The 15,581-nt window shown below is 68.1% G+C and carries 17 protein-coding genes and 2 tRNA genes; 12 read left to right on the forward strand and 7 right to left on the reverse strand.

Going from position 1 to position 15,581, the window contains the following annotated elements; all coding sequences use genetic code 11:
* Positions 1–38 precede the first annotated feature (38 nt).
* The 7 genes from ACYQ5L_RS00105 to ACYQ5L_RS00135 all read left to right on the forward strand — a co-directional run bounded on the left by ACYQ5L_RS00105 (position 39) and on the right by ACYQ5L_RS00135 (position 5,039).
* A complete protein-coding gene (locus ACYQ5L_RS00105) occupies positions 39–1,022 on the forward strand; it encodes a DUF3566 domain-containing protein (RefSeq protein ID WP_379193856.1) in 984 nt (327 codons plus the stop codon).
* 202 nt (positions 1,023–1,224) lie between these two features.
* Positions 1,225–1,298 (forward strand) — tRNA-Ile (locus tag ACYQ5L_RS00110).
* Between the two features lie 29 nt (positions 1,299–1,327).
* Complete coding sequence (locus tag ACYQ5L_RS00115; protein ID WP_218020906.1) at positions 1,328–1,435, forward strand: DLW-39 family protein; 108 nt, start codon at positions 1,328–1,330, stop codon at positions 1,433–1,435.
* Positions 1,436–1,463: 28 nt separating this feature from the next.
* A tRNA-Ala gene (locus tag ACYQ5L_RS00120) sits at positions 1,464–1,536 on the forward strand.
* Between the two features lie 116 nt (positions 1,537–1,652).
* Entirely contained in the window at positions 1,653–2,678 is a 1,026-nt protein-coding gene (locus ACYQ5L_RS00125; RefSeq protein ID WP_459954788.1) for an adenylate/guanylate cyclase domain-containing protein, read from the forward strand.
* Between the two features lie 499 nt (positions 2,679–3,177).
* Complete coding sequence (locus tag ACYQ5L_RS00130; protein ID WP_459954789.1) at positions 3,178–4,194, forward strand: ATP-binding cassette domain-containing protein; 1,017 nt, start codon at positions 3,178–3,180, stop codon at positions 4,192–4,194.
* Positions 4,191–5,039, forward strand: coding sequence for an ABC transporter permease (locus tag ACYQ5L_RS00135; protein WP_459954790.1), 849 nt, complete (start codon positions 4,191–4,193; stop codon positions 5,037–5,039). Before ACYQ5L_RS00130 ends, ACYQ5L_RS00135 begins: the two co-directional genes overlap by 4 nt.
* Here ACYQ5L_RS00135 and ACYQ5L_RS00140 read toward each other — a convergent pair.
* The 3 genes from ACYQ5L_RS00140 to ACYQ5L_RS00150 form a co-directional block, all read right to left on the reverse strand.
* Positions 5,025–5,207: a hypothetical protein gene (locus ACYQ5L_RS00140; RefSeq protein ID WP_379193860.1), complete on the reverse strand. Its 183-nt coding sequence runs from the start codon at positions 5,205–5,207 to the stop codon at positions 5,025–5,027. The genes ACYQ5L_RS00135 and ACYQ5L_RS00140 overlap by 15 nt on opposite strands.
* A 339-nt stretch (positions 5,208–5,546) precedes the next feature.
* Positions 5,547–7,385, reverse strand: a complete 1,839-nt coding sequence (gene glmS / locus ACYQ5L_RS00145) for a glutamine--fructose-6-phosphate transaminase (isomerizing) (protein ID WP_459954791.1) — start codon at positions 7,383–7,385, stop codon at positions 5,547–5,549.
* Between the two features lie 18 nt (positions 7,386–7,403).
* Positions 7,404–7,673 (reverse strand): hypothetical protein, encoded by a 270-nt coding sequence (locus tag ACYQ5L_RS00150; RefSeq protein WP_459954792.1) that lies wholly within the window; start codon positions 7,671–7,673, stop codon positions 7,404–7,406.
* A gap of 228 nt (positions 7,674–7,901) precedes the next feature.
* On the opposite strand from ACYQ5L_RS00150, the gene ACYQ5L_RS00155 reads away from it, so the two are divergent.
* Both ACYQ5L_RS00155 and ACYQ5L_RS00160 read left to right on the forward strand, forming a co-directional pair.
* Positions 7,902–8,429: a peptidylprolyl isomerase gene (locus tag ACYQ5L_RS00155; RefSeq protein WP_459954793.1), complete on the forward strand. Its 528-nt coding sequence runs from the start codon at positions 7,902–7,904 to the stop codon at positions 8,427–8,429.
* Between the two features lie 28 nt (positions 8,430–8,457).
* Positions 8,458–9,330 (forward strand): rhomboid family intramembrane serine protease, encoded by an 873-nt coding sequence (locus ACYQ5L_RS00160; protein ID WP_459954794.1) that lies wholly within the window; start codon positions 8,458–8,460, stop codon positions 9,328–9,330.
* Here the strand turns inward: ACYQ5L_RS00160 and ACYQ5L_RS00165 are convergent, their stop codons facing one another.
* The gene (locus ACYQ5L_RS00165; RefSeq protein WP_459954795.1) at positions 9,331–9,774 is read right to left on the reverse strand and encodes a PH domain-containing protein; all 444 of its coding nucleotides are present in this window, start codon (positions 9,772–9,774) and stop codon (positions 9,331–9,333) included.
* A gap of 73 nt (positions 9,775–9,847) precedes the next feature.
* A complete protein-coding gene (gene crgA, locus ACYQ5L_RS00170) occupies positions 9,848–10,111 on the reverse strand; it encodes a cell division protein CrgA (protein WP_379193865.1) in 264 nt (87 codons plus the stop codon).
* A 127-nt stretch (positions 10,112–10,238) separates the two neighbouring features.
* Here crgA and ACYQ5L_RS00175 point away from each other — a divergent pair, with 127 nt between their 5' ends.
* Genes ACYQ5L_RS00175 through ACYQ5L_RS00185 form a run of 3 tightly spaced genes read left to right on the forward strand, consistent with a single transcriptional unit; the run spans position 10,239 to position 12,023 of the window.
* Positions 10,239–10,877, forward strand: coding sequence for an aminodeoxychorismate/anthranilate synthase component II (locus ACYQ5L_RS00175; protein ID WP_459954796.1), 639 nt, complete (start codon positions 10,239–10,241; stop codon positions 10,875–10,877).
* Positions 10,874–11,572, forward strand: coding sequence for a RibD family protein (locus ACYQ5L_RS00180; RefSeq protein WP_459954797.1), 699 nt, complete (start codon positions 10,874–10,876; stop codon positions 11,570–11,572). The genes ACYQ5L_RS00175 and ACYQ5L_RS00180 overlap by 4 nt, the downstream gene beginning before the upstream one ends.
* The gene (locus tag ACYQ5L_RS00185) at positions 11,559–12,023 is read left to right on the forward strand and encodes a dCMP deaminase (RefSeq protein WP_459954798.1); all 465 of its coding nucleotides are present in this window, start codon (positions 11,559–11,561) and stop codon (positions 12,021–12,023) included. The genes ACYQ5L_RS00180 and ACYQ5L_RS00185 overlap by 14 nt, the downstream gene beginning before the upstream one ends.
* A 68-nt stretch (positions 12,024–12,091) precedes the next feature.
* Here the strand turns inward: ACYQ5L_RS00185 and pknB are convergent, their stop codons facing one another.
* Together pknB and ACYQ5L_RS00195 are read right to left on the reverse strand one after the other, a co-directional pair.
* Positions 12,092–13,999 (reverse strand): Stk1 family PASTA domain-containing Ser/Thr kinase, encoded by a 1,908-nt coding sequence (gene pknB / locus ACYQ5L_RS00190; protein ID WP_459954799.1) that lies wholly within the window; start codon positions 13,997–13,999, stop codon positions 12,092–12,094.
* A complete protein-coding gene (locus ACYQ5L_RS00195; protein ID WP_459954800.1) occupies positions 13,996–15,570 on the reverse strand; it encodes a serine/threonine-protein kinase in 1,575 nt (524 codons plus the stop codon). The genes pknB and ACYQ5L_RS00195 overlap by 4 nt, the downstream gene beginning before the upstream one ends.
* Between the last annotated feature and the right edge of the window lie 11 nt (positions 15,571–15,581).

The following is a 15,581-nucleotide window of genomic DNA, read 5'->3' on the forward strand; positions in this document are numbered from 1 at the left end:
CACAGCAGCGGCGGCACCAAGAATCGAAGGATTCACCATTGACCACGAATCAGCCGAATGACCAGCGCGGTCACGCCAACGGTGTGACCGAGAGAATCGCCCCCTCTCCGATTCCGCCGCGGCCCATTCCGCGCCCGGGTGCGAGCGAGGGCGGTGCGCCGCAAGCGCAGTCTCAATCGCACGAAATGCCGGACAACTCCGGTGATTTCGCGCCGGAGGTCACGGGGAGAATGAGTGATCCGACCGAGGTGACCGCACCCGAGTCGGTGGACGAACCGCAGCAGCAGCCGGCCGGTTCCCCGTATCAGGACGGCGGCTGGTCGCAGCTGCCGCAGCGGGAGCCGCAGTCCAACCTGTACCGGCCCGGCCAGGCGCCGGTACAGGGGCGGCCCAGCGGCGGACTGTCGGGCGGTCTCAATGCCGGCGTCTCCAATGCCCGCACCACCGCCGATCTGGCGGCCAAGGCGGCGCGCAAGGAGGCCGCCATGGTGAAGTCCGTCGGCATCGACGGGCCCACCCGCAGCATCGCCCGGCCGGAGCTGGTGAAGGATCTGCCGGATCTGTCGGAAATGCGGCACCCGCTCCCGCCGCCGGAGCCCATTGCCCCGGCCGGTCCGGTCTCGCCGTCCGCCCCCGCGGCGGTGGCGCAGGCCGCGGCCACCGGGGAGCCGCTGCGCGCGACCGTGCAGCTGCGCCATATCGACCCGTGGTCCACGCTCAAGGTCTCGCTGGTCATCAGCGTCGCCATGTTCTTCGTGTGGATGCTCGCGGTCGGCCTGCTCTACCTGGTGCTCGAGGGCATGGGCGTGTGGGAGCGCCTGAATTCCACGTTCACGGACATGGTTTCGGACAGCTCCTCCACCGCGCTCATCGACGCGGGCACCGTCTTCGGCTACGCCGGCGTTATCGGCCTGATCAATGTGGTGCTGCTGACCGCGCTGTCCACGGTCGGCGTCTTCGTCTACAACCAGTGCACCGATCTGGTGGGCGGCATTCAGGTGACGCTCGCGGACCCCGACTGACGCGCCTTCGGGGCGAAGGACAGAGAGGGGTTCGGGGGCTTCCCCCGAACCCCCCTTTCATGTTGGGGGTTCGGGGGCGAAGTCCCCGAGAGTTCGAGAGTTGCAGCTGCCTTGCAGGGCTGTGACCGGCCGTTTTGGTTATCTACAGCCGATCCGGTAACCTTTTGCCTCGGCTCGGGTAACACACCCGGAGCCGAAACTAGGGCCTATAGCTCAGGCGGTTAGAGCGCTTCGCTGATAACGAAGAGGTCGGAGGTTCAAGTCCTCCTAGGCCCACTCCCGAGAATCACAGTAGGGTGGGATTCATGAAATTTCTCCTCACGATCGGTATTGTCGCCGCGGTGATCTTCGGAATCAGCAAACTGCGTCAGCGCAATGACGCGGACCTCTGGCACGAGGTAACCACCCGCTGATCGAAACTTCGGGGTTCCCACCCCGTCCGGGGCCTTAGCTCAATTGGCAGAGCACTGCCTTTGCAAGGCAGGGGTTAGGGGTTCGATTCCCCTAGGCTCCACACTCACGAAAGCCGTAGGCCTCGCGCCTGCGGCTTTTTCACGTATTCGGCCCGGTTGCCCTGTGACACGGGACATCACGCGCTTTTCCGGCCTGATCCGGACGTAAGGTGGCGAGATGGCGTCCACTGAGATCTCCAAGCTCGTCCAGTCTGTGGTGGACCCGTATCTGCTGAACGGGACCCGCAAGTACAACCGGCGCGAGGTGGCCCGCAAGACCAAGGTGCCGACCTCGCTGACGCGACGGCTGTGGGTGTCGCTGGGATTCCCGGCCGATCCCGACGACAATGCGCTCGAGTACAGCGACGCCGATATCGAGGCGGCCAAGACCTTCGGGCGGCTGAATGTGCTGGCGTCGGCCGATATTCACCGCCAGACCACCGCGGCGCGGACGCTGGGCCGGTCCATGGCGCGACTGGCGGAGTGGCAGGTGGATCTGGTCACCGAGGAGATCCTGGAGCGGATCGCCAAGCGCACCGCCGAGGATCCGCAGGCCGATCCGGAGGCGGTGGCGCTGGTCGCCACCCAGGAGGTGATCGCCGACTTCGAGTCGCTCATGTCCTATGCCTGGCGCCGGCATCTGGACGCGGCGCTGGCGCGGTCGCTGGACGAGGGCGCGGTCGCCGGCGACACCATGCGGGTGCTGGCGGTGGGATTCGCCGATATGGTCGGCTACACCCGCCTGACCCGGCATCTGGAGCCGGACGAGCTGTCGGCGCTGCTGGAGGCGTTCGAGACGGCCACCAGCAATGCGATCATCGCCAATGGCGGCTGGGTCATCAAGAACGTGGGCGATGAAGTCATGTTCGCCGCCAACAGCGCCAAGGACGGCGCGCGCATCGCGCTCGCCATTCAGGAGGCGGCCACGGCCTCGCACGGCGTCACCCAGGAATTGCGGGTCGGGCTCGCGTACGGCGATGTGCTGCAACGGTTCGGCGATCTGTACGGCTCGGTGGTGAATGTGGCGGCGCGGCTCACCGGTGTGGCGCGGCCGGGCACCGTGCTGATCGACGAGGGCGCGGCCAAAGCGGTCACCGGGGATCCGCAGTTCGAATTGCGTAATCTGCGTACCGTGCGGGTGAAGGGCATCAACCGGTTGCACGGATATGTGCTGCGCCGGAACGAGATTCGCCCGCTGGTCTGAGATCGCCGGGAAATTGGTCCGGGAATAGGGGCGGGCCTCGGCGAAGGGGGGGAGTTAGCCGAGGCCCGCGTAAGGTCGGCCCGGGGGGGAGGGGCCGACGGAAACGATCCTACGCGACACCGGGCGATTGTGTGGCCATCGGGGCATCGCGTTCAAAGATTTTTTCGCGGAAAAGATGTCGTACCCCGGTGCGAGGATGGCGTCGTGACCGCGAGACCGGTTCCGAGCCTGCCGAATCGAGTAGTGCGCTACTCGCGTTTCCGCCCGCCGACCGGGCGGATCATCGAATCGGCCGCATCCCGTCCCGGCACCCCCGAGCACCGCCGGACCCCCACGGGATGCGGCCACTGCTGTATTACGGCTTTTTCACATCCGGTAATTCGGATGACTTCCCACTTGGCCAAGAGTGATACTTGCTCGGAATGTCCGGTCTTGTTCGGCAGCATCGATGCAGCTCAGGGCACCTGCCACGACGAAATCACGAGACATCAGGAGAATCATGCCCGACGCCATAGTCGCCGAGGGTCTGGTCAAGAGATACGGCAAGGTAGCCGCTCTCGACGGACTCGACCTATCGGTACCCGAAGGAACCGTCACCGCCCTGCTGGGCCCGAACGGCGCAGGTAAGACGACCGCGGTCCGGGTGCTCACGACCCTGTTGATCCCGGATGCCGGGCGCGCCACCGTCGCCAATGTCGATGTGCTGAAGGATCCGCAGCTGCTGCGTTCGCGGATCGGCACCTCCGGCCAGTACGCGGCCGTCGACGAATACCTCACCGGCTTCGAGAATCTGGAAATGGTCGGCCGGCTTTATCACATGGGCGTGCAGCGCAGTAAGGAGCGCGCTCGCGAACTCCTGGAACGCTTCCGGCTCAGCGATGCCGGCGACCGGCCCGTGAAGGGCTACTCCGGCGGTATGCGCCGCCGCCTCGACCTGGCCGGCGCCCTGGTCGCGAATCCGCCGGTGCTGTTCCTCGACGAACCCACCACGGGCCTGGATCCCCGTGCGCGCCTGGATCTCTGGGATGTCATCGAGGAATTGGTGGCGGGCGGCACCACGCTGCTGCTGACCACCCAGTACCTGGAGGAGGCCGACCGGCTGGCCGATTCCATCGCGGTCATCGACCACGGTCACGTCATCGCCGAGGGCACCTCCGACGAATTGAAGGCCATGGTCGGCGGCGACCGCATCGAGCTGATCGTCGACCATGTGGACAATCTGGCCGTCGCGCAGCGCGCGCTACAGGGCCTGGCGGGCGGCGAGATCCGGCTCGAGCCCGGCTTGCGCCGGATTATCGTGCCGGTGAACGACGGGTCGCAGGCGCTGGTGGACGCCATCGGCCAGCTCACCAAACACGAAGTGGCGATTCATGATGTCGGCCTGCGCCGGCCCTCGCTCGACGATGTGTTCCTGACCCTCACCGGGCACGAGGCCGAGGAACTGGTCAATGGCGGCAATGGCGGCAAGGGCGCCAAGGGCGCGGAGGATCTGGCCACGAACGGAGGAGCCCGATGAGCGTCACCCTGATCACCGCGGAGAAGCCCGCACTGGTCCAGCGGGCCGCCATGCTGGTCAGCGACAGCCTGACCATTACCAAGCGCAATGTCATCAAGATCAAGCGCGTGCCCGACGTCCTGATCTTCACGACGCTGTCGCCGATCATGTTCGTGCTGCTGTTCGCGTACGTGTTCGGCACCGCCATCAAGGTGCCCGGCCTGGAGGGCGGCTACCGAGAATTCCTCATTGCCGGCATCTTCGCCCAGACCGTGGTCTTCGGCGGCACCTTCACCGGCCTGAGTTTGGCCGAGGATATGCAGAAGGGCATTATCGACCGATTCCGGTCGCTGCCCATGGAACCGGCGGCCGTGCTCATCGGGCGCACCGGCGCCGATGTCGTCATCAATGTGGTGAGCCTGGTGGTGATGTCACTGGCCGGCCTGGTGGTCGGCTGGCGCATCCGCGGGTCGTTCCTGGATGCCGTGCTCGCTTATGTGCTGCTCTTGCTGTTCGCGTACGCGGTCTCGTGGATCATGGCCGTCATCGGCCTGATAGTGCGCGCGCCCGAAGTGTTCAACAACGCGGTGTTCATGGTGATCTTCCCGCTCACCTTCCTGGCCAACACCTTCGTGCCGCTGAACGATCTGCCCGGACCGCTGAAGGTGTTCGCGGAATGGAATCCGGTGTCGGCGTTGACCGAAGCGACCCGCGTGCTGTTCGGCAACACCAGTTCCGCCTTCCCGCCGCCGGACACCTGGTCCATGCGGCATCCGGTGGCGACGACCCTGCTCTGGGTCGTGGTGATCCTGGTGATCTTCGTGCCGCTGGCGGTGCGCCAGTACAAGCGGTCAGTGAGCCGCTGAGTAATCCGGGGACGGAGCGGAGCCGTTGCGCGAATAACCCAGGCGCGGCGGTTCCGCGGCGGGCGCCGGAGGCTGCGGGCGGCGGCTCACGAAGAACGCCACGACCCCGCCGGTGACGGCGAGCAGCGCGGCCAGAATCAATCGAGTGCGAGAACTACCCAGGCCCATGCGACCACTGTGACACAGCAAGGGAATTCGCGCACCAACGGGTGCGCGACCTCGACGGGTCGATGGAGGTCTTGGGGGCAAGCCCCCAAACCCCCAAAGAAGGAAGGGGGCGGGGGCTAAGCCCCCGAACCCCCTTAGGGCTGCGCCCCCTGAACCCCCTTAGGGCTGCGCCCCCTGAATCGTTAGGGCTGCGCCCCCTGAACCCCGTTAGGGCTGCGCCCCCTGAACCCCGGTTAGGGCTGCGCCCCCTGAACCCCGTTAGGGCTGCGCCCCCCGAGCCCCGTTAGGGCTGCGCCACTGAGGCTCGGGGGTGTGGGGGCGTAGCCCCCGCCCTCTTTCCTATTCGACAGTCACGCTCTTGGCGAGATTGCGGGGCTTGTCCACGTCGCGGCCCAGGGCGAGGGCGGTGTGGTAGGCCAGTAGCTGTAGGGGGATGGTGAGGATGATGGGGTCGAGTTCCGGGCAGACCGCGGGGACGCGGATGATGTCGTCGGCCACGCCGTCCGGGAGGGGGGCGTTGGTGACGGCGATGACCGGGCCGCCGCGGGCCTTGATCTGTTCGATGGTGGTGAGGTTCTTGGCGAGCAGTTCGTCGTCGGGGACCAGGACGATGCTGGGCATGTCCGGGTCGATGAGGGCCAAGGGGCCGTGTTTGAGTTCGGAGCCCTGGTAGGCCTCGGCGTGAATGTAGGAGATCTCCTTGAGTTTCTGGGCGCCCTCGCGCGCCACCGGCCAGGCGCGCACGCGGCCGACGAAGAACATGCTGCGGGCCTTGGCGTAGCGGGCGGCGACCTCGGCGATGGCGGCATCGCCGGCCAGCACCGCGTCGATGGCGTCGGGCAGGGCGCGCAGACCGGTGACGACGCGCTCGCCGGCCGCCGCGGACAGGTCGCGGACGCGGCCGAGCAGCAGGGCGAGCATGGCGAAGGAGACGGTCATATTGGTCAGCGCCTTGGTGGAGGCCACCGAGACCTCGGGACCGGCGTGCAGGAAGACGCCGGCGCCGCACTCCCGGGCGATGGCGCTGCCCACCACGTTCACCGCGCCGATGACGCGGCCGCCCTTGCGCTGCAATTCCTGAACGGCGGCAAGGGTATCCAGGGTCTCCCCGGACTGGCTGATGGCGATGTAGAGGGCATCCGGGTCGACCACCGGATTGCGGTAGCGGAATTCGGAGGCGGGCTCGGCCACCGCGGGAATGCGGGCCAGCTCCTCCACCAGCTGTGCGCCCAATTGGCCCGCGTAATAGGCGGATCCGCAGCCCAGGAAGACGACCTTGCGGATACCGCGCAGCTCCCGCGCGTCCATATTGAGCCCGCCCAGGACCGCGGTGGCGAAGCGCTCGTCGAGCCGGCCGCGCAGGGCGCGGCGCACGGCGTCGGGCTGCTCGGCCATCTCCTTGCGCATGAAGTCCGGGTAGCCGCCCAGCGCGTAGTCCTCGGCCGCCATATCGATGGTGGTCGGCGTCTTGTCGGTGCGCCGGGCCTCGAGTCCCAGTGTGCTGGTGCGGAATTCGCCCGCCCGCACGGTGGCCAGCTCGCCGTCGTCCAGGAACACCACCCGCTGGGTGTGGTGCACCAGCGCGGCCACATCGGAGGCCACGAACATCTCGCCGTCGCCCACGCCGAGCACGATGGGGCTGCCATTGCGGGCCACCACCAGTTCGTCGGCGCGGCGCGGGTCCAGTACGAGCAGGCCGTAGGTGCCCTCCACCCGGCGCAGCGCCGTGCGGACCGCGTCCTCCAGGGAGTCCGCCTCGTCGAGCGCGGCCGCGATGAGGTGCGCGATGGCCTCGGTATCGGTGTCGGAGACGAATTCCACGCCGGCGGCGGTCAATTCGGCCCGCAGCTCCTCGGCGTTCTCCACGATCCCGTTGTGCACCACGGCGATCCGGCCCGCGCCGTCGGTGTGCGGATGCGCGTTGGCGTCACTGGGCTCGCCGTGGGTGGCCCAGCGGGTGTGCGCGATGCCGGTATTGCCGCGCAGCCGCGCACCCTCGGCGTCCACCCGGTCGCGCAGATCCTGCACCCGGCCCTGGGTTTTGGTGATCCGCAGCCGGCCGCGGTGCGGCACCGCCAGGCCGGCGGAGTCGTAGCCGCGGTATTCGAGCCGGTGCAGGCCCTCCAGCAGGACCGGTACCGCATCCCGATGGCCGATGTATCCGACGATTCCACACATTGCGCGTTGGTCTCCTAGTTACCCGTAGACGAGGCGTCGCAGCTGTCGTTCGGTGAATGCGGGGGCGGCGACGCGGCGCTGCGCCAGCTCGGCCGCGATGCGCTGCCAGATCTCGGCATTGCGCACCTGCCGGCGCTGGAGTTCGGCATGCCGGCGGCGCACGAACTGTTCCGCGGTCTCGTCGAAATACCCGACCACATCGGCCACAACCCGGGCGGCCACCGCAGCCGGCAGGCCGGTGGAGGCCGCCACATGGCGGACCAGATCCTCGGGAACCCCGTCAGTCACCCGGACGAGCCTGCCTCATGATCGCCATTTCGCCAACATCCCTGCCCGAATTCGGGCAGAGAACACAGTCGATCGTTGGGGAGGTGACAACTGATTTCGTGCCGCCAGGGGTACCTCGTCGGGTACGCCCAAAATCGGGTTGGCACCTGACCGCACCACGCGTGCGTGACCGACCACGGCACCCAGGGGTGCGCTGAAGTTGCGGGGAGGCGGAATAAGCTGGGCGGCGTGACCTCACCGAATCAGACCGCCGTGGCGACAATCCACACCAATCACGGCGATATCAAGATCTCGCTCTTCGGTAACCACGCTCCCCGCACGGTGGCGAACTTCCTCGGCCTGGCCGACGGTTCCGCCCCGTACACCACCAAGAACGCCTCCGGCACCGACTCCGGCCCGTTCTACGACGGCGCCATCTTCCACCGGGTCATGGACGGTTTCATGATCCAGGGCGGCGATCCCACCGGCACCGGCCGCGGCGGCCCGGGCTACGAGTTCAAGGACGAGTTCCATCCGGAACTGCGATTCGATCGCGCCTACCTGCTGGCCATGGCGAATGCCGGCCCGGCCACCAATGGCTCCCAGTTCTTCATCACGCTGGGCCCGCAGCCGCATCTGAACCGCAAGCACACCATCTTCGGCGAGGTCCTGGACCCGGATTCGCGCAAGGTGGTCGACACGATCGGGGCGGTGGCGACCGACCGCAACGATCGGCCCAAGGACGAGGTCGTGATCTCCGGAATCACCATCTCCTGAATCCGGCCGAACCCGAAGAGAAGTCGATATGAATCCGTATCAGCCCGCACCGACCTGCTTCCGCCATCCCGACCGCACCACCGGGCTGGGCTGCACCCGGTGCGGGCGTCCGGCCTGCCCGGAATGCCTCACCCCGGCCGCGGTCGGCCAGCACTGTGTGGAATGCGTGCGCCAGGGCCGCCAGGAGGTGCGGCCGGTGCGCAATCAGGCCGGGGCGGCGGTGTCGCGCTTCTCGCAGCCGTTCGTCACCTGGGCGCTGATCGCGATCAATGTCCTCGTCTTCGGTATCACCGCGGTCCAGGCGCGCAGCGTCATGGAGAACCGCTACTCCGACCTGTTCATGGACTGGGTGCTGGCGCCCGCGCTGATCGGTGACGGTCAGTGGTGGCGGGTGGTCGGGTCCGGATTCCTGCACTACGGGCTGATCCACCTGCTGGTGAACATGCTCGCGCTGTACATGCTCGGCCCCTACTGCGAGGCGGCGCTGGGCCGGACGCGGTATCTCGCGGTGTACCTGGTGTCGCTGCTGGGCGGTTCGGCGGCGGTGACCGTGCTGTCCGATCCGCTGACCGCCTCCGCGGGCGCGTCGGGAGCCATCTTCGGCCTGTTCGGCGCGGTCGCGATCATCATGCTGCGGACCAGGCAGAATCTCACCCAGATCCTGGTGCTGCTGGTGATCAACCTGGTCATCACGTTCTCGGTGCCGGGCATCTCGATCTGGGCGCATCTGGGCGGACTGCTGGCCGGCACGATCGCCACCGCCGGAATCCTGTATCTGCCGCGCTGGCTGCGGGCCCGCACCCAGGGCGCGGCCTCGGCCATCGGCTGGGCGGTGCTGGCGACGGTCGCGGTGGCCGCGGTCGTGATCACCGTACTCGGCGCGCCGACGCTGGTCTTCTAGTTATTTGGCGGTGAGATACGCGCGCAGCGTGTCGAGGACTTCCTCGGGCCGCGTGCCCAGATCCCAGCGGCCGAAGATGAGCAGTTTCTCCGCGCCGTCGTGGTCCACATCCATTTCCAGCATGGGCAGGCGGCGGCCGAGCCGCCGGTAGTGCACCACGCGGGCGCGCATGACCTGATCCGCGGTGTAGCGCTGCGGGCCGGTCAGGCCGCGCACCACCAGATGGGCCGGTTCACCCGGCTCGATGGCCAGGCGCGGGCGCTGCCGCCAGCCCATGAAGGCCAGGAACAGCACGCCCGCCGCGGCGAGCCCGATGAGCAGTTTGGCCGGGGGGTCGTTCGAGACGACGGCGGCCACCGTGAGCGCGAGGCCGCCGATACCGCAGGCGACGATCGCCGCGGTGGGGGTGGACCAGGAGAGCCGGGAGCCGGTCGGCGTGGTCACTGTCCGCACTCCATCCTCGAGTTGTCCACAAGGTCATCCACAGGTGTGTATGAATAACAATGATGTAAGGCACTCATCGCCAGCGCATGGTCATGATCAGACCCACGACCATGAGGCCGAAGCCGACCAGGAAGTTCCACGCGCCCAGATCGTTCATCCAGCTGATCTGCTCGGCCGCCAGGTAGTAGACGAGCAGCCACACCAGGCCCGCGAGCATGAAGCCCAGCATGATGGTGACGTACCAGACCGGTGACGGGCCGGCCTTCACCTTGACCGGAGTCCGGCTGGCCGGGTTGATCGTGTAATCGGTCTTCTTCCGGACCTTCGACTTGGGCATGACGTCCTCTTTTTTGGCGTGCGGTCTGGTTACAGGTTATCCCGGACACCCTGGGGAAAGGCGACTTGGGGAGCCGTTCGGCGGTATTGCGTGCGACGTTCGCGGCCGCGACAACTACTCTCGACATATGCGTGTTCTGGTCGTCGACAACTACGACAGCTTCGTCTTCAACTTGGTCCAGTATCTCGGACAGCTGGGTGTGGACGCGGTGGTCTGGCGCAATGACGACCCGCAGCTCGCGGATCTGGACGCCGTGGTGCAGCAGTTCGACGGGGTGCTGATCAGTCCCGGACCGGGCACTCCCGAGCGCGCCGGGGTGAGCATGGATCTGGTGCATGCCTGCGCACGGCACGAAACGCCGCTGCTGGGCGTGTGTCTCGGGCATCAGGCCATCGGCGCGGCGTTCGGGGCGACGGTGACCCGCGCACCCGAACTGCTGCACGGCAAGACCAGCGATGTTTTCCACATCGGGGCGGGCGTGTTGGCCGGTCTGCCCGATCCCTTCACCGCCACCCGCTACCACTCGCTGACCGTGCTGGAAGAGACCATGCCGCCCGAACTGGAAGTGCTGGGCCGCACCGAATCCGGCATCGTCATGGCCATGCGGCATCGCACGCTGCCCATTCACGGCGTGCAGTTCCATCCCGAATCGGTGCTCACCCAGGGCGGGCACCGCATGCTGGCCAACTGGCTCGGCGTGTGCGGCGAGCGGCCCGCCGAGGGTCTGGTGCAGACCCTGGAGGCGGAGGTCGCGGCACTGGTGTGAACGGCCTGACGAGACCGCATGTGCTGCTGTCGGTGGCGGTGAGCATCGACGGCTGTATCGACGATGCGGGACCGGACCGGCTGCTGCTGTCTAATGCCGCCGATTTCGACCGCGTCGACGAACTGCGGGCCGGGTCCGACGCCATTCTCATCGGCGCGGAGACCCTGCGCCGGGACAATCCCCGGCTGCTGGTCAATGACGAGGAACGCCGCCTGCGGCGGATCGCCGCCGGCAAGCCGGAGTATCCGCTGCGCGTGATCGTCACCGCGCGCGGTGATCTCGATCCGGAGCTGCGTTTCTGGGGCGCGGGCGGTGAGCGCCTGGTCTACACGACCGATTCCGGCGCGGCCCGCCTCGACGAATCGATCTTCGGCGCGAGCGATGTCGTATCCCTGGGCGAGACCATCGATTTCGCGGCCCTGCTGGACGATCTCGGCGCCCGCAAGATCTCCCGCCTCATGGTCGAGGGCGGCGGTTCCATCCACACCGCCTTCCTGTCCGCCGGCCTCGCCGACGAAATCCGCATGGCCGTCGCCCCGATCGCGGTCGGCGATCCGGCCGCCCCGCGCTTTCTCGGCCCGGGCGCGTTTCCGGGCGGCGCGCAGCATCGCATGCGGCTGGCCGATGTCGGCCGGGTCGGCGATATGGCGCTGCTGACCTACCTGCCGAAGGAGGAGTCGAATGTCGTCGGATGAGACCCGGCTGGATCGCGGCTGGATGCGGCACGCCATCGGCCTGGCGCGCCTGTGCCCGCGCAGCGAGACCGCCTTCTCGGTGGGCGCGGTCATCGTCGGCGCGGACGGCGTCGAGATCACCCACGGCTGGTCCCGGGAGACGGACGACAAGGTGCACGCCGAGGAATCGGCCCTGAACAAACTGGAACCCGATGATCCGCGCCTCCCGCACGCGACCATCTACAGCACCTTGGAGCCGTGTTCCCTGCGCGCCAGCAAAGACCGCACACCGTGCACGGATCGCATTCTGGCGGCCGGTATCCGGCGCGTGGTTATCGCCTGGCGCGAGCCCGGCACATTCGTGGACAACTGCATCGGCGTCGAGCGGCTGCGCGAGCACGGGGTGGAAGTCGTCGAATTGCCCGATCTGGCCGATGAAGCCATGTCGATGAACCGCCACCTGCGTCTGTGAAGGTTTCACGTAAAACAAAGTGCCCCCTGGTGATCACCAGGGGGCACTGTCGTTTCGGTTGTTCCGGCTCACGGCGGGCCGAGGGACAGCACGCCGGTCGTGATGGTCACCGTCTGGGTCTTGCCCAGTGAGGAGCCCGCGCTGGGCTGCTGGGCGATGATGCGGCCGACCTCGCCGGTGTTCAGCGTGCTCTGGGTGGTCTGGGTGATCTGGCCGGCCCAGCCGCGCTGGCGGAGCAGGTCGGCGGCCTGGGCCGGGGTGAGGCCGCGCAGGTCCGGCATGGAGATCTGGTCGCCGGTGGAGACCTGCACGGTGACGGTGGAGCCCTTGTCGGCCATGGTGCCCGCGGCCGGGTCGGTGCCGATCACCGTGCCCTTGGGCTGCGAGTTCGGCACTTCCTCGATGACGACCTTGAAGCCCGCGCTGTCGGCGAGATTGGGTTTGGCCACATCGATGGATTGGCCCACCACGTCCGGGACGCGCACCTTCTCCGGGCCGGAGCCGAGGGTGATGGTGACCTGGCCGCCGGCGTCGATCTTCTGGGCCTCGCCGGGCACCTGGCTGGTGACCTTGTCCTTCTCCTCGGCGCTGGAGGGTTCCCGCTTGATGTCCGGATTGAGTTGCAGCCCTTGGGCCTTGAGCTGCTGCTCGGCCTGCTGCTGGGTCAGGCCGGCCAGGCGCGGGACCGAGACCTGGGCGGGGCCGGTGGAGACCTGCAGGGTGATGGTGGAGCCCTTGTCGACGCGGGAGCCGCCCAGCGGCTGGGTCGCGATGACATTGCCCTGCGCGATCTTGGAGTCGGCCTTGTCCTGCACGGCCACGCTGAAGCCGAGCCGTTCCAGATCCCGTTGCGCCAGTTGCGCGTTCTTGTTGGCCAGATCCGGCACCGCCACCTGATCGGGGCGCGCGCCCGGGCCGACCAGCATCCACAGCAGGGCGCCGATCAGGATCACCGCGACCGCGCCGAGCCCGGCGACCAGCATGGTGCGGCGCGGCGGCGAACCGGGTTCGACGATCTCCTGTTCGGTGGTGTCGTCGCGGCGTTCCACCGTGCGGTAGGTGCGCGGCGGCGGCAGCTCGTCGTCGAGGAAGCCTGCGCTCTCCTCCTCGGTCATGACCATGGGGGCGGTGGGCTTCTGCCCGCCCAGCACCCGGATCAGGTCGGCGCGCATCTCGGCGGCCGTCTGGTACCGGTTGGCCGGGTTCTTGCTCATGGCCTTGAGAATCACCGAGTCCAGCTCGCGCGGGACGCCCGGATGCACGTGCGAGGGCAGCCGCGGATTCTCCCGCACATGCTGATAGGCCACCGCGACCGGCGAATCACCGGTGAAAGGCGGTTCGCCGGTGAGGATCTCGTAGAGCACGCAGCCCACCGAGTACACGTCCGAGCGCGCGTCCACCTGCTCGCCGCGGGCCTGCTCGGGCGAGAGGTACTGGGCGGTGCCGATGACGGCCGCGGTCTGGGTCATGGGATTGGAGCTGTCGGCGATGGCGCGCGCGATGCCGAAGTCCATCACCTTCACCGCGCCCGCGCGGTTGATCATGATGTTGGCGGGCTTCATATCGCGGTGCACGATGCCGTTGCGATGCGAGAAGTCCAGCGCCGCACACACATCGGCGATGATCTCCATGGCGCGCCGGGGCGGCAGCGGGCCCTTGCCGCGCACGATGTCGCGCAGCGTGTCGCCGTCGACGTACTCCATCACGATGTAGGGCAGCGGCCCGCCGTCGATCTCGGCCTCGCCGGTGTCGTAGACCGCCACGATGGCCGGATGGTTCAGCGCGGCCGCGTTCTGGGCTTCCCGCTTGAAGCGCAGATAGAACGTGGGGTCACGGGCGAGATCCGCGCGCAGCACCTTGATCGCCACATCGCGGCCGAGCCGCAGATCGCGGGCCTTGTGCACTTCGGACATGCCGCCGAACCCGATGATCTCGCCCAGCTCGTAGCGAGACGAGAGGTTCTTCGGGGTCGTCATGGCAGTCCTCGAGGGCTGGAGGGAGCGATGTTGTCCGGCGATGAAGCGGGTTCACGGCCACCGTTTCCGATGCCCCCCGGAAATGTTAGTGAGGGGAAGCTCGGCAGCGGGAAGCGATCGGTGGTCGTCTTCTGCGGCGCGGTGGTCTTGTCGGCCGTCGTCGTCGGCGGGGCGGTCGTGGTCTTCTGCGGCGTGGTCGTCGGCGGCGTGGTGGTGACCGGCGGCGGCGTGGTGGTGACCGGCGGTTCCTCGGTCGTCGGCGGCGGCTCGTAGGTGGGCTGCACCGGCTGCGGCCGGGTGGTCGGCGGCGCCGTGGTGGTGGTGCTCGGCGGCACCTGCGGCGGCGCCACCACGACACTGGTCTTGGTGGTCGGCGTCGACTCCGGCGGATTGCCGCTGAGCAGCACGAAAGCCGCCGCGGCGCCGAGGATCAGCGCGCCCACGCCGAGACCGGCGAGGGCCTTCTGGCTATTGGTGAAGCGTCCGCCGGACTCGCCCGCGCCGCCGAACTTGGCCGGCGGGGGCGGCCCGGCGGGCGTGTTGGGGCCCGACATCATGACGGTCGCGCCGGTGGGCGGCGCGGGCTGCGGCTGCCGCATGGGCTGCGGCGGCGTCGGATAGCGCGTGGTGGCCTGGTCGGCATTATTGGCGCCGGGAATCACCATGGTCGGCCCGGGCGGCAGGATGCGGGTGGCACCGGTGGCAGTGCCGGTCGGGATGCCGCCGGTGGCGGGCGGGCGGCGGCCGGAGCGCACGGCCGCCACCGCGTCGGCGAATTCGCCGCCGCTGGTGTACCGCAGCTGCGGATCCTTGGCCATGGTGATCTCGATGAGCTCGCGCACGTTCGGCGGCAGATCCGCCGGCAGCGGCGGCGGCGCGTCGCGCACATGCTTCATGGCGACGGTGAGGGCGCCGTCACCGGTGAACGGCCGCGTCCCGGCCAGCGCCTCGTACCCGACCACGCCGAGGGAGTACACATCGGAGGCGGAGGTGGCCTCCTCGCCGGTGGCCTGTTCCGGCGCGATGTACTGGGCGGTGCCCATGACCATGCCGGTCTTGGTGACCGGGGAGGCGTCCACGGCCTTGGCGATGCCGAAGTCGGTGATCTTCACCAGGCCGGTCGGGGTGACGAGGATATTGCCCGGCTTCACATCCCGGTGCACCACGCCCGCCGCGTGCGCGACCTGCAGTGCCCGGCCGGTCTGCTCCAGCATGTCCAGGCCCTGGGCGACCGAGAGCCGCCCCATCCGGTTGAGCACCGCATTGAGCGGTTCGCCCTGCACGAGTTCCATGACCAGGTAGGCGGTTTCGCCGCCGGAGGGGTCCATGGTCTCGCCGTAGTCGTAGATGCCGGCGATGCCGGGGTGGTTCAGCTGCGCGGTGGTCCGCGCCTCGGTGCGGAAGCGGTGCCGGAAGGTGGGGTCGGCGGAGAATTCCGCCTTGAGCACCTTCACCGCGACCCGGCGATCCAGCCGGGTGTCGAGCGCTTCCCAGACCTGGCCCATTCCACCGGTGGCGATCAAGCGTTGCAGCCGGTACCGGTCCGCGATCATCGCACCGTTGTTCAGCATTCGAGACCCTG

This window comes from Nocardia sp. IFM 10818, from assembly GCF_054655275.1.